This window comes from Uliginosibacterium silvisoli (assembly GCF_036017035.1).
GTDB classification, from domain to species: Bacteria; Pseudomonadota; Gammaproteobacteria; order Burkholderiales; family Rhodocyclaceae; genus Viridibacterium; species Viridibacterium silvisoli.
On record NZ_JAYXHS010000004.1, the window covers coordinates 494,883 to 512,365 of the forward strand.

Sequence of the window (17,483 nt, forward strand, 5' to 3'; positions counted from 1 at the left end):
GGGCGCCCGCCCCGTCGGCGGCGTCAATTTCGCCTACGGCCGATGCGTTACAATCGCCGGTCTACAACACATTGAATCGACTGATCCTCCAATGCGCGCCACCCAGTTTTTCGTCTCCACACTCAAGGATGCCCCCTCCGACGCAGAGATCGTCAGTCACAAGCTGATGATGCGTGCCGGCCTGATCAAGAAGCTCTCCGCCGGTATCTATAACTACATGCCGATGGGCCTGCGCGTGATCCGCAAGATCGAAGGCATCATCCGCGACGAGATGAACCGCGCTGGCGCAGTCGAACTGGCGATGCCGGTCGTGCAACCTGCAGAGCTGTGGCAGGAGACGGGCCGCTTCGACAAGATGGGCGACGAACTGTTGCGCCTGAAAGACCGCCACGGCCGCGACTTCGTGCTGCAGCCCACGGCTGAAGAAGTCGTCACCGACATCGTGCGCCAGGAAATCCGCAGCTATCGCCAGCTGCCGAAGAATCTGTACCAGATCCAGACCAAGTTCCGCGATGAGCGCCGTCCACGTTTCGGCGTGATGCGTGGCCGCGAGTTCACGATGAAGGACGCCTACTCCTTCCACACCAGCTTCGACGACCTGAAGCGCGAATACCAGAACATGTTCGACACCTACTCGCGCATCTTCACGCGACTGGGCTTGGAATTCCGCGCTGTGGCGGCGGACACCGGCGCGATTGGCGGCACAGGCTCGCATGAATTCCACGTGATCGCCGAGACCGGCGAAGACGCGCTCGCCTACTGCCCAGACTCCGATTTCGCAGCCAACGTCGAGCTGGCCGAAGCTTTGGCGCCGACCACGACACGCCTTGCTCCACAAGCCGCGCTGACCAAGGTGCATACGCCGGGCGCCAAAACCATCGACGAGCTAGCTGCCTTCCTCAAGATTCCAGCAGCGCAAACACTCAAGTCTGTGATCGTTGATGGCGATGAAGGCATTCCGGTTTTGCTGCTGCTGCGTGGCGATCATGAGCTGAACGAAGTGAAGGCCGGCAAGCTGGCTGGCGTGCTGTCGCCCTTGCGCTTCTCTACACCCGCAACCATCGAACAAGCCTTCGGCGCAGCGCCCGGCTCGCTCGGCCCTGTCGGCTATAAGGGGCGTGTGTACATCGATCGTTCGGCGGCCGTGTTGTCGGACGTCGTCATCGGCGCCAACGAGAACGACTATCACTTCACCGGTGCGAACATCGGCCGCGACTTCCCCGAGCCTGCTGTTGCCGACATCCGCAACGCCGTCGCTGGCGACCCGTCGCCTGACGGCAAGGGCAAACTCGAAATCTGCCGCGGCATCGAAGTCGGCCACATCTTCCAGCTGCGCACCAGGTACTCCGAAGCCATGGGCTGCAAGTTCATTGGCGAAGACGGCAAGGAGCAGGTCATGGAAATGGGCTGCTATGGCGTCGGTGTTACCCGCATCATGGGCGCCGCCATCGAGCAGAATTTCGACGAGCGCGGCATCATCTGGCCAGACAGCATCGCACCGTTCACAGTCGTGCTGTGCCCGATGGGCTGGAGCCGTTCAGAAGCCGTGCGCGATACCGCTAATAAACTCTATAGCGAGCTGCAGGCGCTGGGCATCGACGTTCTGCTGGATGATCGCGACGAACGCCCCGGCGCCATGTTCGCCGACTGGGAACTGATCGGCGTACCGCACCGGGTGGTGATCGGTGACCGAGGCTTGAAGGAAAATGTGCTTGAATATCAAGGCCGTCGCGATGCCGAAGCGACCAAGGTTCCCGTCAACGAGATTGCCTCGTTCGTAAAATCAAAACTCAGCAATTAATGACGTCTCCGCAAACACTCGCTCGCTTCTCTGCCAAGGCCCTGCTGATCTGCGTCAGCCTGGGCCTTTCGGGCCTCGCTCTGGCTGGTGGCCAACGAGAAGAAGCCTTGGCTGCCAGCGTACAGGCGTCGATGCAGAAGGCGATCAGCGATACCGCTTCACCAGAGCCGATCTTCGCCTCTGAAGATGAAAAGCTCCGCTGGCTGACGGAAATGTCGCCGCGCCTCGTGAAGCGCTTGCCAGACACGCGTGATCGCGTCGAATTCCTCAAGACGGTTTATTACGAAGCCCAGCGTGCGGGTCTCGACCCCCAGCTGGTCTTGGGCCTGATCGAAGTCGAAAGCGCCTTCCGCAAATACGCAGTGTCATCGGTTGGTGCGCGCGGTTTCATGCAAGTCATGCCATTCTGGGTCAAGCAGATTGGCACCAGTGAGCAAAACCTGTTTCATCTGCGTACCAATCTGCGCTATGGCTGCACGATCCTGCGTCACTATCTCGACATCGAGAAAGGCGACCTGTATCGCGCGCTAGGCCGCTACAACGGCAGCCTCGGTCGGCCTGAATACCCGAACATGGTCCGCGCAGCATGGGAAAAGAAATGGGCTTACGAAAAGCCCAAGACTCAGGCTGCTGCGCCGCTGACAACCACCGTCGCCCAGCGCTGAGGCCAGCCTCGGCCGCAGACCTTGCTCTGCTTATGCTTTATCCGCTGCATCACGAGCTGACCAGCTTCGTTTCCAGTACAACGTGATTCCATTCAACGCAATGGAATAAATGCGTGCAGCCCGTGTTCATATCATGTCACTCACAACCGCAGGAGACATGACCATGCAACACCTCGCATTCCGTCGCATTCTCGGCAGCACCCTTCTCGTTGCATCGTTCGCCGTTCTGGCCGCCTGTAGCAGCATGTCATCAGCACCTGCGGCCCCAGCCAAAATTGCAGATGGCGTATTCACCGATAGCAAGGGCATGACGCTGTACACCTTCGACAAGGACACCGTACCAGGCAAGAGTGCCTGCAATGGCCCCTGCGCAACCAACTGGCCACCACTGGCAGTCGCTGACGGCGCCACCGCTTCGGGCGACTGGAGTGTCGTGACTCGTGACGACGGCAAGAAGCAATGGGCTTACAAGGGCAAGCCGGTCTACACCTGGGCCAAGGACATGAAGCCGGGAGACAAGACTGGCGAAGGCATGGCTGGCAACACCTGGCACGTAGCCAAGCCCTAAGCGATCACCAGTAAAAACACAAAGGGCGCCGTGGCGCCCTTTGTCATTTCAAAACCAGCTCTTGTTGCTCGTCGAAATTACTCGCCTCGCTCCATGAAGGAAGAACCTGCGTAATTTTCAAAACGCGTGTACTCCCCCACAAAAGTCATCGGCACCGTACCCGTCGGCCCGTTACGATGTTTGGCGATGATCAATTCCGCCAGGCCTTTATCTTGCGTGTCGGGGTTGTAGATTTCATCGCGGTAAATAAACATGATGATGTCAGCATCCTGCTCCAGCGCACCGGACTCTCGCAAGTCGGAGGCCATTGGCCGTTTATTGGGGCGATTCTCCAGACTCCGATTGAGCTGCGACAAGGCCATGATCGGCACTTTCAACTCCTTCGCCAGCCCCTTTACTGAGCGCGAGATTTCCGACAGCTCGGCTGCACGATTGTCGCTTTGATTGAGCGTCGTCATCAGCTGCAGGTAGTCGATGACAACGAGCCCAAGCTTGCCACCGCACTGGCGGTGCAGACGACGTGTACGGGCGCGCAGATCAGTTGGATTCAGACCTGGCGTTTCGTCAATGTAGATCGGCGCTTCATGCAGGCGCCCGAGCGCGTACGTCAGCTTTTGCCACTCATCGTCATTGAGTTTGCCCGTGCGCAGCTTGTGCTGGTCGAGACGCCCCACGGAAGAGATGAAACGCATCGCCAATTGGGTCGCCGGCATTTCCATCGAAAAAATCGCGACAGGCAAGCCCGCTTCGAGCGCGACGCTTTCAGCGACGTTGAGGGCAAACGAAGTCTTGCCCATACCCGGACGTGCCGCGAGGATGATCATATCCGTCGCGTGCAATCCGGAAGTCTTCGCATCGAGATCTACCAGCCCCGTCGGCACACCCGTCACTGCCGCCTGATCCTCGCGCGAATACAACTCCTGAATGCGTTCGACGACAGTCCCCAGCACCGGCTGGATCGGCGTGAAGCCCTGTGAACTCTTGCTGCCTTCGTCGCGGATATTGAGAATCTTCGATTCAGCCTCATCGAGAATGATGCTGGCATTACGACCACCAGGCGTCAGCGCGCTGCCTGCAATCTCGTCACCGACCGTCACCAGCTTGCGCAGGATTGCGCGCTCACGGACGATTTCCGCATAGCGCCGCGCATTGGCCGCCGACGGCGTGTTGTTGGCAATCTCGCTCAGGTAGGCCAGACCACCGATATGCTGTGATTCGTTGTTCTTGTCGAGCGCTTCGAAGACAGTGACGATATCGGCAGGCTTGCCCTGTTCGATCAGGATCGCAATCTGGCGGAAGATGCGGCGATGTTCGTCACGGTAGAAATCGACCTCGGATGCCAGGTCAGCAACGCGATCCCAGCAGGAGTTATCCAGCAGCAAGCCACCGATGAGCGACTGTTCCGCTTCGATCGAATGTGGCGGCAGCTTCAACGCTGCGAGCTGCGGATCTTGTGGTGCGGATTGCTGTCCGCCACGCGGCTGGGCCATCGCTTTTGCTCCTCGAGGTGAGCCCGAATTTTACAGGCAGCCGCCGGTGTGAACTCGGCACCGAAGGTTTGTTTTTCTGATGCTGCGTTAACAAAAAAGGGGCTGCCGAGGCAGCCCCTTTTTTCAGTCTTCAAGAGACGATGATCAGGCTTCGCTGACGATCGAAACCTTGACCTTGACCGACACGTCGGTATGCAACGAAATTTCCACTTCGTAGTCACCAATGGTCTTCAGCGCGCCGTCCGGCAGACGTACATCAGCCTTGGCAACGGTAAAGCCCTTCTCAACCAACGCCGTAGCAATGTCAGCGGTGCTGACCGAGCCAAACAGGCGGCCATCAACGCGAGCCTTGCTGACGATCTGCACTTCGGTGCCATCGAGCTTGGCAGCCACGTCTTGCGCAGCAGCCAGACGTTGCGCAGCGATCTTTTCCAGCTCGGCACGCTTGGCAGCGAACGCTTCGACATTGTTTGCCGTTGCGCGCTTGGCCTTGCCTTGCGGGATCAGGAAATTACGTGCGTAGCCGTCCTTGACCTTCACGACTTCGCCCAGATTGCCGAGGTTTACAACCTTCTCAAGCAGAATGATTTGCATGGTCTAGTTCCCCCGGATTACTGGTGCAGGTCGGTGTAAGGCATCAGCGCCAGGAAGCGTGCGCGCTTGATGGCGGTAGACAGCTGACGCTGGTAGCCGGTCTTGGTACCGGTGATACGCGCCGGCATGATCTTGCCGTTTTCGGTGATGAAGTCCTTGAGGATTTCAACATCCTTGTAGTCGATCTCTTCAATCTTTTCTGCCGAGAAGCGGCAGAACTTGCGACGCTTGAACAGGCTGCGATTGCCACCACGTTCGTCTTTTTTCTTGGCACCAGGTCTGAAAGCCATTATTTCGTTCCTTCAACATTATTTCGGGCTTCAAGAAGCTCGAATTTCGTTACATGCAATACGGGAGTCTGGTGGCGGGCACTGCGTGCTGCGAGAAAACCCTCCAGCAGCATTTCGACTCCCATCGGCAGCGCAGTGATCTGCGAAGCCAAAGGGCCGATTGCCAGTACACTCATTTCGCAACTCACGTTCCGCTCGACTTCCAGTTCAATCTGGACCGAGGTGTGGCGGATCTTGAAACCCACCACCGGAATTCTTGCCGGCGTCATGCGAAGCGCATCGCGCTCCATCAGGCTTCCGGCAATCGCTACTATGTTGCGAACTCCAGCTTCTCCCAATTCTTTTTCGATTCAGCGATCTCGAACCCGAGATCAGGCTGCAGGCTGCGCGTCAGACGTGCTTTCCTCTGCAGCGGCTGGAGCCGGCGAGGTCAGCGAACGCGACTTCTCTTCCTTCATCATTGGCGAAGGGGTCACAACGGCCTTCTTCGTCTTGATGGTCAGGTGACGCAGCACTGCATCGTTGAACTTGAAGGCGTGCTCCAGCTCATTGAGCGTGTCGCCATCGACTTCGATGTTCATCAGAACGTAGTGGGCTTTGTGTACCTTCTCGATCGGGTATGCCAGTTGGCGGCGGCCCCAGTCTTCCAGACGATGGATCTGACCACCCTTGGCGGTCACGAGACCCTTGTAGCGCTCGATCATGGCGGGCACTTGCTCGCTCTGATCGGGGTGCACGATGAATACGATTTCGTAATGTCGCATGCGAACTCCTTTACGGTTAATTAAAGCCCCCCGGCATGCGACCGGTGGAGCAAGGAAAGCCCGCTACTATAGGACAAAACAGGTGTTTCGGCAAGTCATTCAAGGGCTTGCCATAGCCGTGCAATGCTGTTCAAGCAGATCAGGCCGAACATCTACACTGAAATGACGCGCAAACGCTGCGTCGCAACACCCATGTATGTTAAAGTCGACGGTTGCCCAAACTCCAATTTGCCCCTGAAGATCGATCTCTATGAGCCGCTCCATCCGTAACATCGCCATCATCGCCCACGTCGATCATGGCAAGACCACCCTGGTCGACCAGCTTCTCCGCCAATCCGGCACCTTTGCCGCGCATCAGGCGGTGACCGAACGCGTGATGGACAGCAACGATCTCGAAAAAGAGCGCGGCATCACGATTCTGGCAAAGAACTGCGCCATTCAATATGGCGACACCCACATCAATATCGTAGACACCCCCGGTCACGCTGACTTCGGCGGCGAAGTCGAGCGCGTGCTGTCCATGGTCGACGGCGTGCTGCTGCTGGTCGATGCCGTCGAAGGCCCGATGCCACAGACGCGTTTCGTGACGCGCAAGGCGCTGGCACTGGGCCTCAAGCCCATCGTCATCGTCAACAAGATCGACCGCCCGGGCGCTCGTCCAGACTGGGTCATCAACCAGACTTTCGATCTGTTCGACAAGCTCGGCGCAACTGAAGAGCAACTCGACTTTCCAGTTGTCTACGCTTCGGCACTCAATGGCTTTGCCATGCTGGAAGCCGACAAACCGGGCACGGACATGGTGCCGATCTACGAAGCCATCTTGAAGCACGTCCCACAGCCCGAAGTGAATGCCGACGGTCCGCTGCAAGTGCAGATCTGCTCGCTGGATTATTCGACCTACATCGGTCAGCTCGGCATCGGCCGTATCAAGAGCGGCAGCATCAAGCCTAACCAGGAAGTCATCGTCATGTACGGCGACAAGCAGTTGGGCAAGTCCAAGGTTGGCCAGGTGCTGACCTTCAAGGGCCTCGAGCGCAGCCAGACCGAACAAGCCGTCGCCGGCGACATCATTCTGGTCAGCGGCATCGAACAAGTCGCGATTGGCGTCACGATCTGTTCGCCTGAAGCACCGAACGGCATGACGCCAATCGCCGTCGACGAGCCAACCCTGACTATGAATTTCATGGTGAACAGCTCGCCTCTCGCCGGTCGCGAAGGCAAGTTCGTCACCAGCCGCCAGATCCGTGAGCGCCTCGAAAAGGAATTGCTCAAGAACGTCGCGCTGCGCGTGAACTACACCAACGACGCCGATGTGTTCGAAGTCTCGGGCCGCGGCGAACTGCACCTGACCATCCTGCTGGAAACGATGCGCCGCGAAGGCTTCGAACTGGCGGTCGGCCGCCCACGCGTCGTCTTCAAGGAAATCGATGGCGTGAAGTGCGAACCGTACGAAATGCTGTCGGTAGACGTTGAAGAAGAACACCAGGGCGGTGTGATGGAAGAGCTCGGTCGCCGTCGCGGCGAGCTGCAAGACATGTCTCCGGACGGCAAGGGGCGCGTGCGCCTCGAGTACCGCATCCCCGCTCGCGGCCTGATCGGCTTCCAGGGCGAATTCCTGACGCTGACGCGCGGCACCGGCCTCGCCAGCCACGTGTTCGACGACTACGGCCCAATGGCAGCTGCCATGTCTGAGCGTCGCAACGGCGTGCTGATCAGCCAGGACGACGGCGTTGCTGTCGCCTACGCGATCTGGAAGCTGCAGGATCGCGGCAAGATGTTCGTCTCGCACAACGACCCGGTGTACGAAGGCATCATCATCGGCATCCACTCGCGCGACAACGACCTGGTCGTGAATCCGATCAAGGGCAAGCAGCTCACCAACGTTCGCGCCTCGGGCACCGACGAAGCCGTGCGCCTCGTGCCGCCGATCCAGCTCACGCTGGAGAGTGCGATCGAGTTCATTGCTGACGACGAACTTGTCGAAATCACGCCAAAGTCGATCCGCCTCCGCAAGCGCTACCTCAAGGAACACGAGCGCAAGCGCGCAGCCAAGGCCGAGTAAGCCATGTCACAAAAAAGGCCACCGCAAGGTGGCCTTTTTATTTTCTATGAGTTGCGATCAGACCCACGCCCGGATCGGATCCCACTGCAACAGATCCTTCTCCACGCGATGAGGGGCAACGTCGAACAAGGTCAGACCATGCGCTGCCAGCTGCACATAGTTCTGTGTACTGCGCAGACTGGTGAGGAGCGGCAATCCGGTCGATTCGATGAAGCGATGGAACTGCTCGGCGGAACGGGTGCGCTCGTCGATACGCATCCCGACCACGCCAATTGGCAGGCCACGCGCAGCCTTGGCTTCGGCAAGTTCTTCAAAAAAAGCCTGGCTGGCCATCAGATCGAACATGGAAGCCTGCACTGGCACCAGCACCTGGTCGGCCAGCTTCAGCACTGATTTCAATCGATCGCCATGCATGCCCGCTGGCGTATCCAGCACCGCATGCGTCGTACCTTTTGGTGGCTTGGCGGGCTTTCCCTCCTCGATCTCCCAGGTCACGATCGGCAACGCAGAAGCGGGACGGCACTTGAGCCAGTAGCCCGAAGATTGCTGCCTGTCGACATCGCCGAGCATGACGAGCGAATCCATTCGCGTGTGCGTCAGCAAGCCCGCCAGATTCGTCGCCAGCGTGCTCTTGCCTGAGCCGCCCTTCGGATTTGCTACGAGAAAGACCTTCAAGATCACCCTCCCACAGTATCAAGCCCTACGCCAGGTCGTGCCCCCTGCACCGTCTTCCAGCACTATGCCACGCGCTTTGAGTTCGTCGCGAATACGATCTGACTCCGCAAAATTGCGCGCTTTCTTTGCCTCTTGCCGTTGCAGGATCAAGGCATCGATTTCGGCCGCATCATCGCCACTTGCCTCACCCCCCTGCACGAAACGGGCGGGGTCTTGCGTCAGCAAGCCAATCGTATTCCCAAGCGCCTTCAGCAAACCGGAAAGCTCTGCCGATTTCGTCCGATTCACTTCAGCACGCAACTCATGCAGCACCGCAAATGCCATGGGCGTATTGAAATCGTCGTTCATGACTTCACGGAAGCGTGCCGCATGCGGCTCGTTCCAGTCAATCTGCATCGCCGCAGGTGGCACGTCACGCAGGGCCGTATAGAGCGACAACAGCGATGCGCGCGAATCCAGCAGCAGGTCCCACGTGTAGTTGATTTCCGAGCGGTAGTGTCCGCGCAGCAAGAAGAAACGAACCGTCTCGCCGCCTTGCACCGGGTCCAGCTTGGCGAGGATTTCACGCGTCGTGAAGACATTCCCCAAGGACTTGGACATCTTCTCGTTGTCCATATTGAGGAATGCCGCGTGCATCCAGTAGTTCACGAAAGGCTTGCCGGAAGCACCTTCGCTCTGCGCGATCTCGTTCTCATGGTGCGGGAACTGCAAGTCCCAACCGCCGCCATGGATGTCTATCGTTTCGCCGAGTTCGGCCTTGCTCATCGCCGAGCATTCGATATGCCAACCGGGGCGGCCTTCGCCGTAATGCGAATGCCAGTGCGGCTCATGCGGTTTGGCTGCTTTCCACAGTACGAAATCAAGCGGATCACGCTTGCTACCATCAACCGCAACACGCTCCCCTGCGCGCAAATCATCGATCGACTTGCCAGAAAGCTTGCCGTAGCCCCCGAACTCGCGCACTGCGTAGTACACATCGCCATTGCTGGCGGGATAGGCCTTACCCTTATCAACCAGCCCGCCAATCAACCCCAACATGTTGCCGATGTGCTCGGTAGCGCGGGGTTCGGCCGTAGGGCGCAGCATCATGAGGCGATCGGTATCCTCATGCATTGCCTGCACCATACGTCCGGTCAAAGAGTCAATCGACTCCCCGTTTTTGTTGGCTCGATCAATGATTTTGTCGTCCACATCGGTGATGTTGCGGACGTATTTCACCTGGTAGCCGGTAGTCGACAGCCAGCGATAGACCATGTCGAAGACAGTCAACGTACGGGCATTACCGATATGGAAGAAGTCGTAGACGGTCAGACCACAGACATACATGCGGACCTTGCCAGCTTCGATCGGGGTGAAGTCCTGCTTCTGGCGGGCCAGCGTGTTGTAGATTTTGAGCATATCTATTTTGTTATGGGGCGCGGCAGACGCGGGGCTGCGTCCGGCGCCGGAATGCGACGCGTCCGGCGGAAATTCTCAACGGGAGCCGTGTGAACGATGGAATGTAAAGTAAAATCCGGCGATTCCGAAGTACACACAACACCCCGGAAAACCTCCCGGACAACCTGAACTGACTCTAACACAATGCGCAGACAGATCGCCCGACCAGGCCTTGCCCACGCTGTTACCGCTACCGCCCTTCCCCGTCTGTCAAAACTCATCGCCGTCATGACTTCCGTCATGATGCTGGGCACAACGTCCATAGCGTTTGGCGCCAGCCTGCAGGAAGCACAAAACCTCTTGCGTCAGGGGCAACAAGCGAAGGCGCTGGACGAAGTCAACGAGCTTGTGTCCGCATCACCAAAGGATCGCCAGGCGCGCTTTCTCAAGGGTGTCATCCTTGCGGAAATGAATCGTCTGGATGAGGCCGCAACGGTTTTCACCAAGCTGACCGAAGAGGCGCCCGAACTACCCGAGCCATACAACAATCTTGCCGTGATCTATGCTCAGCAGAAGCAATACGACAAGGCACGTACAGCGCTCGAAATGTCGATCCGCACGCATCCCACCTACGCGACGGCCCATGAAAATCTTGGTGACCTGTACACCCAGATGGCGCGTCAGGCCTACGACCGGGCACTGCAGATCGACTCGTCGAATTCCAATGCGCAGACCAAGCTCAAGATGCTGCGTGAAATCATGAGCGTGGGTGGCCGCACGACCGCACCGACAGCGCGGCCTACGACGGTTGCGAGCGCGGCCTCGTCATCCATAACTGCGCCTGCCCCGACGCCGGCACCGGTCGCGGCTCCTGCGCCAGCACCGACCCCCGCCCCGGCCAAACCGCTGCCAGCGCCAGCACCTGCCCCAACACCTGCGCCTGTAGCAAAACCAACGCCTGCACCTGAAAAGCCGGTTGAAAAACCTGCGGCGAAGGAGGCTCAGCAGGCCGATGTGCAGAAAACGATAGAGGGCTGGGCAGCAGCATGGTCCCGCAAGGACGTCAAAGGCTATCTGGCGGTCTATGCGAAAGACTTCGACGTACCAGGCAATGCTTCACGCAAGAGCTGGGAAGATGAACGCGAATCACGCATCGCCAAACCCGGCAACATCAAGGTTGGTGTGACGGACCTCAAAGTGCAGATCGACGGCGATCAGGCCACTGCACGCTTCCGTCAGCATTACTCCTCCGCGACACTCAACACGACGACCAGCAAGACCCTGGTCCTGGTGCAGCGCGGCAACCGTTGGCTGATTCAGCAAGAACGTGTCGGCCGCTAATGGGACGTTGATGCGGTTTTCAGTCAGTCGTTTTCTGCGTTGCGTCCTTTTCGTCGGCGTATTCGCAAGCAGTTCTGCAGCGGGCCCTGGCAGCATCATGGCCGGGGTCTCTGACGCCGGCGCAGATGCAACCATTTCACTGGTCATGCGCGACATCAATGACAACAAGCTTGATGCCGCGCTCGCCCGCACAGAGAACCTGCTCAAGCTCTACCCCAACTTTCGCCTGGCTCACCTGATTCGCGGCGATCTGCTGACCGCTCGCACAGCGCCTCTGCGCAGTTTCGGCGGCGCCTCCGACGCGCCCGCGGGCCGCATCTCGGATCTGCGTGACGAAGCTATTGCACGCATCCGGGGCTACACCAATCGCCCGCAGCAGGCTGTCGTGCCTCGCTACCTGCTGCAGATGCCCGAAGACCAGAAGTACGCCGTTGTTGTCGATACACAGCGCTCGCGCCTGTACCTGTACCGCAACGACAAAGGGCGCCCGAGCTTCGTGGCCGACTACTACATCACGCAAGGCAAGGAAGGTGCGGAGAAGACACGCGAAGGCGACAACCGCACCCCGGTCGGCGTTTATCACGTCACCTCTCACCTTCCACGCGCGAAACTCGGCGATTTCTATGGTGCGGGCGCTTTCCCCATCAACTATCCCAACGAATGGGATCGCATCAACGGCCGCAACGGTCACGGCATCTGGTTGCATGGCGTTCCGTCGAACACCTACTCGCGCCCGCCCAAAGCATCCGAAGGTTGCGTGGTGCTGACCAACGAAGATCTGACGACGATCTCCAGCTTCTTGCAGATCGGCGTCACGCCCGTGATCATCAGCTCCAGCATGGAGTGGTCATCAATCGATGACTGGCAGGCCGAGCGCAAAGCCCTTAATGCGGAAATGGAAGCTTGGCGCCGTGACTGGGAAAGCCGCGACGTCGAGAAATACCTGCAGCACTATTCGAGCAAATTCCGCTCGAACGATGGTGGTTTCGCTGCATGGGCTGCGCAAAAACGTCGCGTCGCCGACGGCAAGACCTGGGTCAAGGTACAGATGCAGGATCTGAGCATGCTGCGCAACCCCGGCACGCAGGACATGGTCGTCGTCACCTTCGATCAGGATTATCGCAGCAACAATCTCAGTAACGTCTCACGCAAACGCCAGTACTGGATCAAGGAGTCTGGCCAGTGGAAAATCATTTACGAGGGAACAGCATGAGTTTTTTCAAAGCACTTGTCCGTACGATCGGTCTTACCGCATTCGCTTTCAGCCTGGGTATTGCCCAGGCAGCGGACGCGCCCCGTGTGAAGTTCGAAACCACCGTCGGCAACTTCACGCTGGAGCTTTACCCGGAGAAGGCCCCCAAGACCGTGGCCAACTTCCTGAAGTATGTTGAAGACAAGCACTATGACGGCACCATTTTCCACCGCGTGATTCCGGGCTTCATGGCCCAGGGCGGCGGCTTCACCAAGGACATGCAGCAGAAGCCGACACGTGTGGCGGTCGAGAACGAAGCCCGGAATGGACTGCGGAATGTGCCGGGTAGCGTGGCCATGGCGCGCACGCCGGATCCGCACTCCGCGACATCCCAGTTCTTCATCAACTTCAGCGACAACCGCTTCCTCAATTTCACAGCAGAAACAACACAGGGCTGGGGCTATACAGTCTTCGGCAAGGTCGTGGAAGGCATGGATGTCGTGAACAAGATGGCAAGCATCCCGACCGGAGTAGCTGGCGGCATGAGCGACGTCCCTACCACGCCTATCGTCATCACGAGCGCACGCCTCGTTGCGCCGGCAGCGGCACCCGCGGCACCCACCCCGGCCGCCAAGTAATTCTCGTCACCTTTCCGTATTTTCAATCCCTACTGGAGCATCACCATGGTCAAGCTGCAAACCCGCTTCGGCGATATCACTCTCGAACTGTTTCCTGAACAGGCACCCGAGACCGTCAAGAACTTCCTGTCCTACGTCGAATCCGGCCACTATGACGGCACCATTTTCCACCGCGTGATCAGCAACTTCATGATCCAGGGCGGCGGCATGAATGCCGACATGAGCCAGAAGCCTACGCAAGGTCAGATCAAGAACGAAGCCAACAACGGCTTGAAGAACGAGATCGGCACCATCGCCATGGCACGCACTTCCGATCCGCATTCGGCAACGGCGCAGTTCTTCATCAACGTTTCGAACAATGACTTCCTCAACTTCAGCAGCGAGTCCGCGCAAGGCTGGGGTTACTGCGTGTTCGGCAAGGTCGTTGAAGGCATGGATGTGGTGAACCAGATCAAGGCCGTCAAGACGGGCCGTAGCGGTTTCCATCAGGACGTGCCAGCCGAAGCCATCGTCATCGACAAAGCTGAAGTCGTCGGCTGATCGTCGTAACTGTCTCAAGGCATGCCAACGCCGACCTCGTGTCGGCGTTGTTCATCCAGACCCCCGGAAAACTCTGCTGCGTAACTCGACTTCGGCCACTGTGATTCATTTCATCTCCGATCTGCACCTGAACGAAGACGAGCCCGCGACCGCGCAAGCTTTCCTCGACTTTCTCGCCGGGCCGGCGCGCGCCAGCGACGCGCTATGGATCCTTGGTGACCTCTTCAACTACTGGGCTGGCGACGACGAACTCGAGACTCCCTTCAACGCACGGATAGCACAAGCTCTGGCCGCGCTGCGTGCCAATGGGACGAAGATCTATCTGCTGGTCGGCAATCGCGACTTCCTGCTCGGGAAGAGATTTGCCGAGCGTGCCGGCCTGGAGATTGTGGCCGAACCTGCGCGGCTAGACCTCGGCGGACATACCACGTTGTTAGTTCATGGCGACGCGCAATGCACGGACGACATCGCTTACCAGAAATTCCGCAAGAGGGTACGTAGCGCGCTCTGGCAGAAGATATTCCTGACACTGCCGCTCAGCGTACGTCACAAGATTGCACGAGGCCTGCGATCAAAAAGCAAATCCTCCAAACAGGTCAAGGACATGCGCATCATGGACGTCAATGCCGACGCCATTGCCGAGAGCTTTCGTGCGAATGCTGCGGAATGGATGATCCATGGGCACACACACAGGCCAGCCACCCACACGATGCTGGTGGAAGGCGTCGAATGCGTACGTTACGTGCTGCCCGACTGGCACGGCAAGGCCTGCGGACTACTCTGGGATGGAAGCGCCCTGACCCGCTTCGGTCAGGACTGAGAGCGGGCCTGGCCGCTCAAGCACTTCTGATAGTGCAGCACGCCCTGCTCCTCGCGTACCAACACCAGACCGGCCGCCTCGGCCATTTTCATCGATGCCACATTGCCGATTTTTACCTCGGCGCGCACGCTGCCGGTCACTTCACTGAGTGCCGCAATCAACATGCGCGTGCCCACACCCTGACCACGCGCCGAAGGCGCCACGGTCCAGGACAGCTCCGCGACATCGTCCGACGCCGTATCGACACGTATCGAGCCGACAGGCACATCGTCCAGCTCCGCGATCAACAAACGACGAGCTGGATCAGCTAACACCAGATCCAACCAGGCCCAGTGCTCGGCGAGCGGAATTTCATGCGTGCCATGGCTCGCAAGCCGGGTTTGCAGATCATTTCGCCAAGCCAGGAGCAGCTCGGCGTCTTGTAGCGTGGCAGGTCGCAACCGGATGGGGACTTGCATGCGAGGATGATGCTTACTTCTGTGCCGGAGTCGTAGACGATGCAGGCATGTCCGGCGTCTGTACGAAAACTTCGCCAGGTTTGACCAGGCCCAGCTCGAAGCGCGCGCGCTCTTCGATGGCTTCGTAACCGGACTTCAGGTCTTTCACTTCCGCGGCAGCGTTGGCATTGCGCTGCTCAAGCTTCTGATTGGCCTCACGCAGCGACTCGAGCTGCCCGCGCGAATCCTGTACGCGCCACCACCCGCCTTTGCCCATCCACAGCGGATACTGCAGCGCAGCCAGTAAAGCGAGAACGATCAGGATTGGCCAGCGCATAGAGACAGGAAGCGATTAGTGGGTCCGCGGCGATGATACCCGAAAGAAAAACGCGCGAAACCCGACAAGGTGGCGTTACAAGTAAAACGGGCCTGCCCACTGTCGCAGGCAGACCCGTTTCTCACTTTGCAGAATCCGCGCGGATTACTTCAGGCGCAGATTGTAGAAAGCGTCACGACCCGGGTAGATCGCGGTATCGCCGAGGTCTTCTTCGATACGCAGGATCTGGTTGTACTTGGCAACGCGATCCGAACGCGACAGCGAACCGGTCTTGATCTGACCAGCCGACAGACCGACAGCGATGTCAGCGATGGTGCTGTCTTCTGTTTCGCCGGAACGATGCGAAATGACGGAGGTATAGCCTGCGCGCTTGGCCATTTCGACAGCTGCGAAAGTCTCGGTCAGCGTGCCGATCTGGTTCACCTTGATCAGGATAGAGTTGCAGATGCCGCGGTCGATGCCTTCCTTGAGGATCTTGGTGTTGGTAACGAACAGGTCGTCGCCCACCAGCTGGATCTTCTTGCCGAGGCGGTCGGTCAGCAGCTTCCAGCCGTCCCAGTCCTGTTCGGCCATGCCGTCTTCGATGGAGATGATCGGGTACTGGTCAGCCAGCGTGGCCAGGAAGTCGACCTTCTGTGCCGGCGTCAGCGACAGCTTCTCGCCGTGCATTTCGTACTTGCCGTCCTTGAAGTATTCCGAGGCAGCGCAGTCCAGACCCAGCACCACGTCCTTGCCGGCGTCGTAGCCAGCCTTGGTGATGGCTTCCATGATCATGTCGAGCGCTTCCTTGGCGCCGGAGACGTTCGGTGCAAAACCACCTTCGTCGCCCACGGTCGTCGGGTAGCCCTTCTTGTCGACGATCTTCTTCAGCGCGTGGAAAATTTCAGCGCCGCAACGCAGGGCTTCGCGGAAGCTGGTCACGCCGACGGGCAGAATCATGCATTCTTGGAAGTCGAGGCTGTTGTTGGCGTGCGCGCCGCCGTTGATGACGTTCATCATCGGCACAGGCAGTTGCATCTGGCCCGAGCCACCGAAGTAGCGATACAGCGGCAGGCCGGCTTCTTCAGCAGCAGCGCGTGCGGTGGCCATCGACACAGCCAGCAGCGCATTGGCGCCCAGGCGGCCCTTGTTGTCGGTGCCGTCCAGCTCGATCATGGTCTTGTCGATGAAGGCTTGCTCTTCGGCATCCAGGCCGATCAGCGATTCGACGATTTCGGTATTGACGTTTTCGACTGCCTTGAGCACGCCCTTGCCGAGGTAGCGCTTGGCATCGCCGTCACGCAATTCGATGGCTTCGCGGGTACCGGTGGAAGCACCGGACGGCACGGCGGCGCGGCCCATGACACCGGATTCGAGCAGGACATCGGCCTCAACCGTGGGGTTGCCACGGGAGTCGAGTATTTCACGGGCAATAACGTCAACAATCGCACTCATTCTGGTTTCCTTTTTTTCAGTGATCTGACCGATAGCGCCGGGAAAGGGGGCTTCCTGACGCACAACGGGAGAATTTTAACGGTTTTGTATTGCCCCTGCTTGACGCTTGTCGAGTCTTACTCCAGATCACCGAAACCTAACTCGGTAATCCGGTCGGCCATCTCGACAACCCGGGCATGGGCTGGGTGTTCGAAATAGGTGTGCAGGTCTTCGCGGCTCTGAAAAGTCGAGACCAGGAGGTAGTCCCACGCCTTGTCGTCCGCAGTAGTGTTGAAGCCACATTGCCAGTCGCAGATCTCTTCGATCTGACCGGGCAACAGCTGGAAAGCCGCATGAAGAGCCTGCGCCGCTTCACTCTGCGCTGTGACGCCATCCCGCCATTTGAAGAGCACGACGTGCGTAATCATGTCTGCGCCTTATTCATCAATCGGGAAAACGGAGTTATCGGCGTCCTGCGG

20 protein-coding genes are annotated in these 17,483 nt (G+C 58.7%); 9 read left to right on the plus strand and 11 right to left on the minus strand.

Going from position 1 to position 17,483, the window contains the following annotated elements; translation table 11 throughout:
• Positions 1-91: 91 nt before the first annotated feature.
• The 3 genes from VVD49_RS20050 to VVD49_RS20060 all read left to right on the plus strand — a co-directional run bounded on the left by VVD49_RS20050 (position 92) and on the right by VVD49_RS20060 (position 3,034).
• Positions 92-1,801, plus strand: coding sequence for a proline--tRNA ligase (locus tag VVD49_RS20050; RefSeq protein WP_327601007.1), 1,710 nt, complete (start codon positions 92-94; stop codon positions 1,799-1,801).
• Entirely contained in the window at positions 1,801-2,466 is a 666-nt protein-coding gene (locus VVD49_RS20055) for a lytic transglycosylase domain-containing protein (protein WP_327601008.1), read from the plus strand. Before VVD49_RS20050 ends, VVD49_RS20055 begins: the two co-directional genes overlap by 1 nt.
• 163 nt (positions 2,467-2,629) lie before the next feature.
• Positions 2,630-3,034, plus strand: a complete 405-nt coding sequence (locus VVD49_RS20060) for a COG4315 family predicted lipoprotein (protein WP_327601009.1) — start codon at positions 2,630-2,632, stop codon at positions 3,032-3,034.
• Between the two features lie 77 nt (positions 3,035-3,111).
• On the opposite strand, the gene dnaB is transcribed toward VVD49_RS20060, so the two are convergent.
• The 5 genes from dnaB to rpsF all read right to left on the minus strand — a co-directional run bounded on the left by dnaB (position 3,112) and on the right by rpsF (position 6,172).
• Positions 3,112-4,524: a replicative DNA helicase gene (dnaB, locus tag VVD49_RS20065; RefSeq protein ID WP_327601010.1), complete on the minus strand. Its 1,413-nt coding sequence runs from the start codon at positions 4,522-4,524 to the stop codon at positions 3,112-3,114.
• A 144-nt stretch (positions 4,525-4,668) separates the two neighbouring features.
• Positions 4,669-5,118 carry a 50S ribosomal protein L9 gene (gene rplI / locus VVD49_RS20070; RefSeq protein WP_327601011.1) on the minus strand — a complete coding sequence of 150 codons (450 nt, stop codon included), beginning with the start codon at positions 5,116-5,118 and terminating at the stop codon, positions 4,669-4,671.
• Positions 5,119-5,135: 17 nt separating this feature from the next.
• A complete protein-coding gene (gene rpsR / locus VVD49_RS20075; RefSeq protein ID WP_327601012.1) occupies positions 5,136-5,408 on the minus strand; it encodes a 30S ribosomal protein S18 in 273 nt (90 codons plus the stop codon).
• A complete protein-coding gene (gene priB, locus VVD49_RS20080; RefSeq protein ID WP_327601013.1) occupies positions 5,408-5,746 on the minus strand; it encodes a primosomal replication protein N in 339 nt (112 codons plus the stop codon). Before priB ends, rpsR begins: the two co-directional genes overlap by 1 nt.
• Before the next feature lie 33 nt (positions 5,747-5,779).
• Entirely contained in the window at positions 5,780-6,172 is a 393-nt protein-coding gene (gene rpsF, locus VVD49_RS20085; protein WP_327601014.1) for a 30S ribosomal protein S6, read from the minus strand.
• Positions 6,173-6,422: 250 nt separating this feature from the next.
• Between rpsF and typA the strand changes: the two genes are divergently transcribed.
• Positions 6,423-8,234 (plus strand): translational GTPase TypA, encoded by a 1,812-nt coding sequence (gene typA / locus VVD49_RS20090; RefSeq protein ID WP_327601015.1) that lies wholly within the window; start codon positions 6,423-6,425, stop codon positions 8,232-8,234.
• Positions 8,235-8,291: 57 nt separating this feature from the next.
• Here typA and VVD49_RS20095 read toward each other — a convergent pair whose 3' ends face one another.
• Positions 8,292-8,915 (minus strand): ParA family protein, encoded by a 624-nt coding sequence (locus VVD49_RS20095; protein WP_327601016.1) that lies wholly within the window; start codon positions 8,913-8,915, stop codon positions 8,292-8,294.
• A 12-nt stretch (positions 8,916-8,927) separates the two neighbouring features.
• A complete protein-coding gene (gene cysS, locus VVD49_RS20100) occupies positions 8,928-10,307 on the minus strand; it encodes a cysteine--tRNA ligase (RefSeq protein ID WP_327601017.1) in 1,380 nt (459 codons plus the stop codon).
• A 279-nt stretch (positions 10,308-10,586) separates the two neighbouring features.
• On the opposite strand from cysS, the gene VVD49_RS20105 reads away from it, so the two are divergent.
• From VVD49_RS20105 to VVD49_RS20125, 5 genes are all read left to right on the plus strand, one after another.
• On the plus strand, positions 10,587-11,627 hold the full coding sequence (locus VVD49_RS20105; protein ID WP_327601018.1) for a nuclear transport factor 2 family protein: 1,041 nt from the start codon (positions 10,587-10,589) through the stop codon (positions 11,625-11,627).
• 97 nt (positions 11,628-11,724) lie between these two features.
• Entirely contained in the window at positions 11,725-12,840 is a 1,116-nt protein-coding gene (locus VVD49_RS20110) for a L,D-transpeptidase family protein (RefSeq protein WP_327601019.1), read from the plus strand.
• Complete coding sequence (locus VVD49_RS20115) at positions 12,837-13,457, plus strand: peptidylprolyl isomerase (protein ID WP_327601020.1); 621 nt, start codon at positions 12,837-12,839, stop codon at positions 13,455-13,457. The genes VVD49_RS20110 and VVD49_RS20115 overlap by 4 nt, the downstream gene beginning before the upstream one ends.
• A gap of 45 nt (positions 13,458-13,502) precedes the next feature.
• The gene (locus tag VVD49_RS20120) at positions 13,503-13,997 is read left to right on the plus strand and encodes a peptidylprolyl isomerase (protein ID WP_327601021.1); all 495 of its coding nucleotides are present in this window, start codon (positions 13,503-13,505) and stop codon (positions 13,995-13,997) included.
• Positions 13,998-14,097: 100 nt separating this feature from the next.
• On the plus strand, positions 14,098-14,817 hold the full coding sequence (locus VVD49_RS20125; protein ID WP_327601022.1) for a UDP-2,3-diacylglucosamine diphosphatase: 720 nt from the start codon (positions 14,098-14,100) through the stop codon (positions 14,815-14,817).
• Here the strand turns inward: VVD49_RS20125 and VVD49_RS20130 are convergent.
• The 4 genes from VVD49_RS20130 to VVD49_RS20145 all read right to left on the minus strand — a co-directional run bounded on the left by VVD49_RS20130 (position 14,808) and on the right by VVD49_RS20145 (position 17,432).
• Positions 14,808-15,275 carry a GNAT family N-acetyltransferase gene (locus VVD49_RS20130; RefSeq protein WP_327601023.1) on the minus strand — a complete coding sequence of 156 codons (468 nt, stop codon included), beginning with the start codon at positions 15,273-15,275 and terminating at the stop codon, positions 14,808-14,810. The genes VVD49_RS20125 and VVD49_RS20130 overlap by 10 nt on opposite strands.
• Positions 15,276-15,288: 13 nt before the next feature.
• Positions 15,289-15,591 carry a cell division protein FtsB gene (ftsB, locus tag VVD49_RS20135; RefSeq protein WP_327601024.1) on the minus strand — a complete coding sequence of 101 codons (303 nt, stop codon included), beginning with the start codon at positions 15,589-15,591 and terminating at the stop codon, positions 15,289-15,291.
• A gap of 144 nt (positions 15,592-15,735) precedes the next feature.
• On the minus strand, positions 15,736-17,025 hold the full coding sequence (gene eno, locus VVD49_RS20140) for a phosphopyruvate hydratase (protein WP_327601025.1): 1,290 nt from the start codon (positions 17,023-17,025) through the stop codon (positions 15,736-15,738).
• Between the two features lie 116 nt (positions 17,026-17,141).
• Positions 17,142-17,432 (minus strand): Dabb family protein, encoded by a 291-nt coding sequence (locus tag VVD49_RS20145; protein WP_327601026.1) that lies wholly within the window; start codon positions 17,430-17,432, stop codon positions 17,142-17,144.
• Positions 17,433-17,483: the final 51 nt, after the last annotated feature.

What these genes read in the sequence shown, in the direction of transcription:
- VVD49_RS20050 (WP_327601007.1), top strand. Translation starts at nt 92, where the DNA reads ATGCGCGCCACCCAGTTTTTCGTCTCCACACTCAAGGATGCCCCCTCC.
- rpsF (WP_327601014.1), bottom strand. Translation starts at nt 6,172, where the DNA reads ATGCGACATTACGAAATCGTATTCATCGTGCACCCCGATCAGAGCGAG.
- typA (WP_327601015.1), top strand. Translation starts at nt 6,423, where the DNA reads ATGAGCCGCTCCATCCGTAACATCGCCATCATCGCCCACGTCGATCAT.
- VVD49_RS20110 (WP_327601019.1), top strand. Translation starts at nt 11,725, where the DNA reads ATGGCCGGGGTCTCTGACGCCGGCGCAGATGCAACCATTTCACTGGTC.
- VVD49_RS20105 (WP_327601018.1), top strand. Translation starts at nt 10,587, where the DNA reads ATGATGCTGGGCACAACGTCCATAGCGTTTGGCGCCAGCCTGCAGGAA.
- rpsR (WP_327601012.1), bottom strand. Translation starts at nt 5,408, where the DNA reads ATGGCTTTCAGACCTGGTGCCAAGAAAAAAGACGAACGTGGTGGCAAT.
- eno (WP_327601025.1), bottom strand. Translation starts at nt 17,025, where the DNA reads ATGAGTGCGATTGTTGACGTTATTGCCCGTGAAATACTCGACTCCCGT.
- VVD49_RS20145 (WP_327601026.1), bottom strand. Translation starts at nt 17,432, where the DNA reads ATGATTACGCACGTCGTGCTCTTCAAATGGCGGGATGGCGTCACAGCG.
- rplI (WP_327601011.1), bottom strand. Translation starts at nt 5,118, where the DNA reads ATGCAAATCATTCTGCTTGAGAAGGTTGTAAACCTCGGCAATCTGGGC.
- ftsB (WP_327601024.1), bottom strand. Translation starts at nt 15,591, where the DNA reads ATGCGCTGGCCAATCCTGATCGTTCTCGCTTTACTGGCTGCGCTGCAG.
- VVD49_RS20130 (WP_327601023.1), bottom strand. Translation starts at nt 15,275, where the DNA reads ATGCAAGTCCCCATCCGGTTGCGACCTGCCACGCTACAAGACGCCGAG.
- cysS (WP_327601017.1), bottom strand. Translation starts at nt 10,307, where the DNA reads ATGCTCAAAATCTACAACACGCTGGCCCGCCAGAAGCAGGACTTCACC.
- dnaB (WP_327601010.1), bottom strand. Translation starts at nt 4,524, where the DNA reads ATGGCCCAGCCGCGTGGCGGACAGCAATCCGCACCACAAGATCCGCAG.
- VVD49_RS20120 (WP_327601021.1), top strand. Translation starts at nt 13,503, where the DNA reads ATGGTCAAGCTGCAAACCCGCTTCGGCGATATCACTCTCGAACTGTTT.
- VVD49_RS20115 (WP_327601020.1), top strand. Translation starts at nt 12,837, where the DNA reads ATGAGTTTTTTCAAAGCACTTGTCCGTACGATCGGTCTTACCGCATTC.
- VVD49_RS20060 (WP_327601009.1), top strand. Translation starts at nt 2,630, where the DNA reads ATGCAACACCTCGCATTCCGTCGCATTCTCGGCAGCACCCTTCTCGTT.
- VVD49_RS20055 (WP_327601008.1), top strand. Translation starts at nt 1,801, where the DNA reads ATGACGTCTCCGCAAACACTCGCTCGCTTCTCTGCCAAGGCCCTGCTG.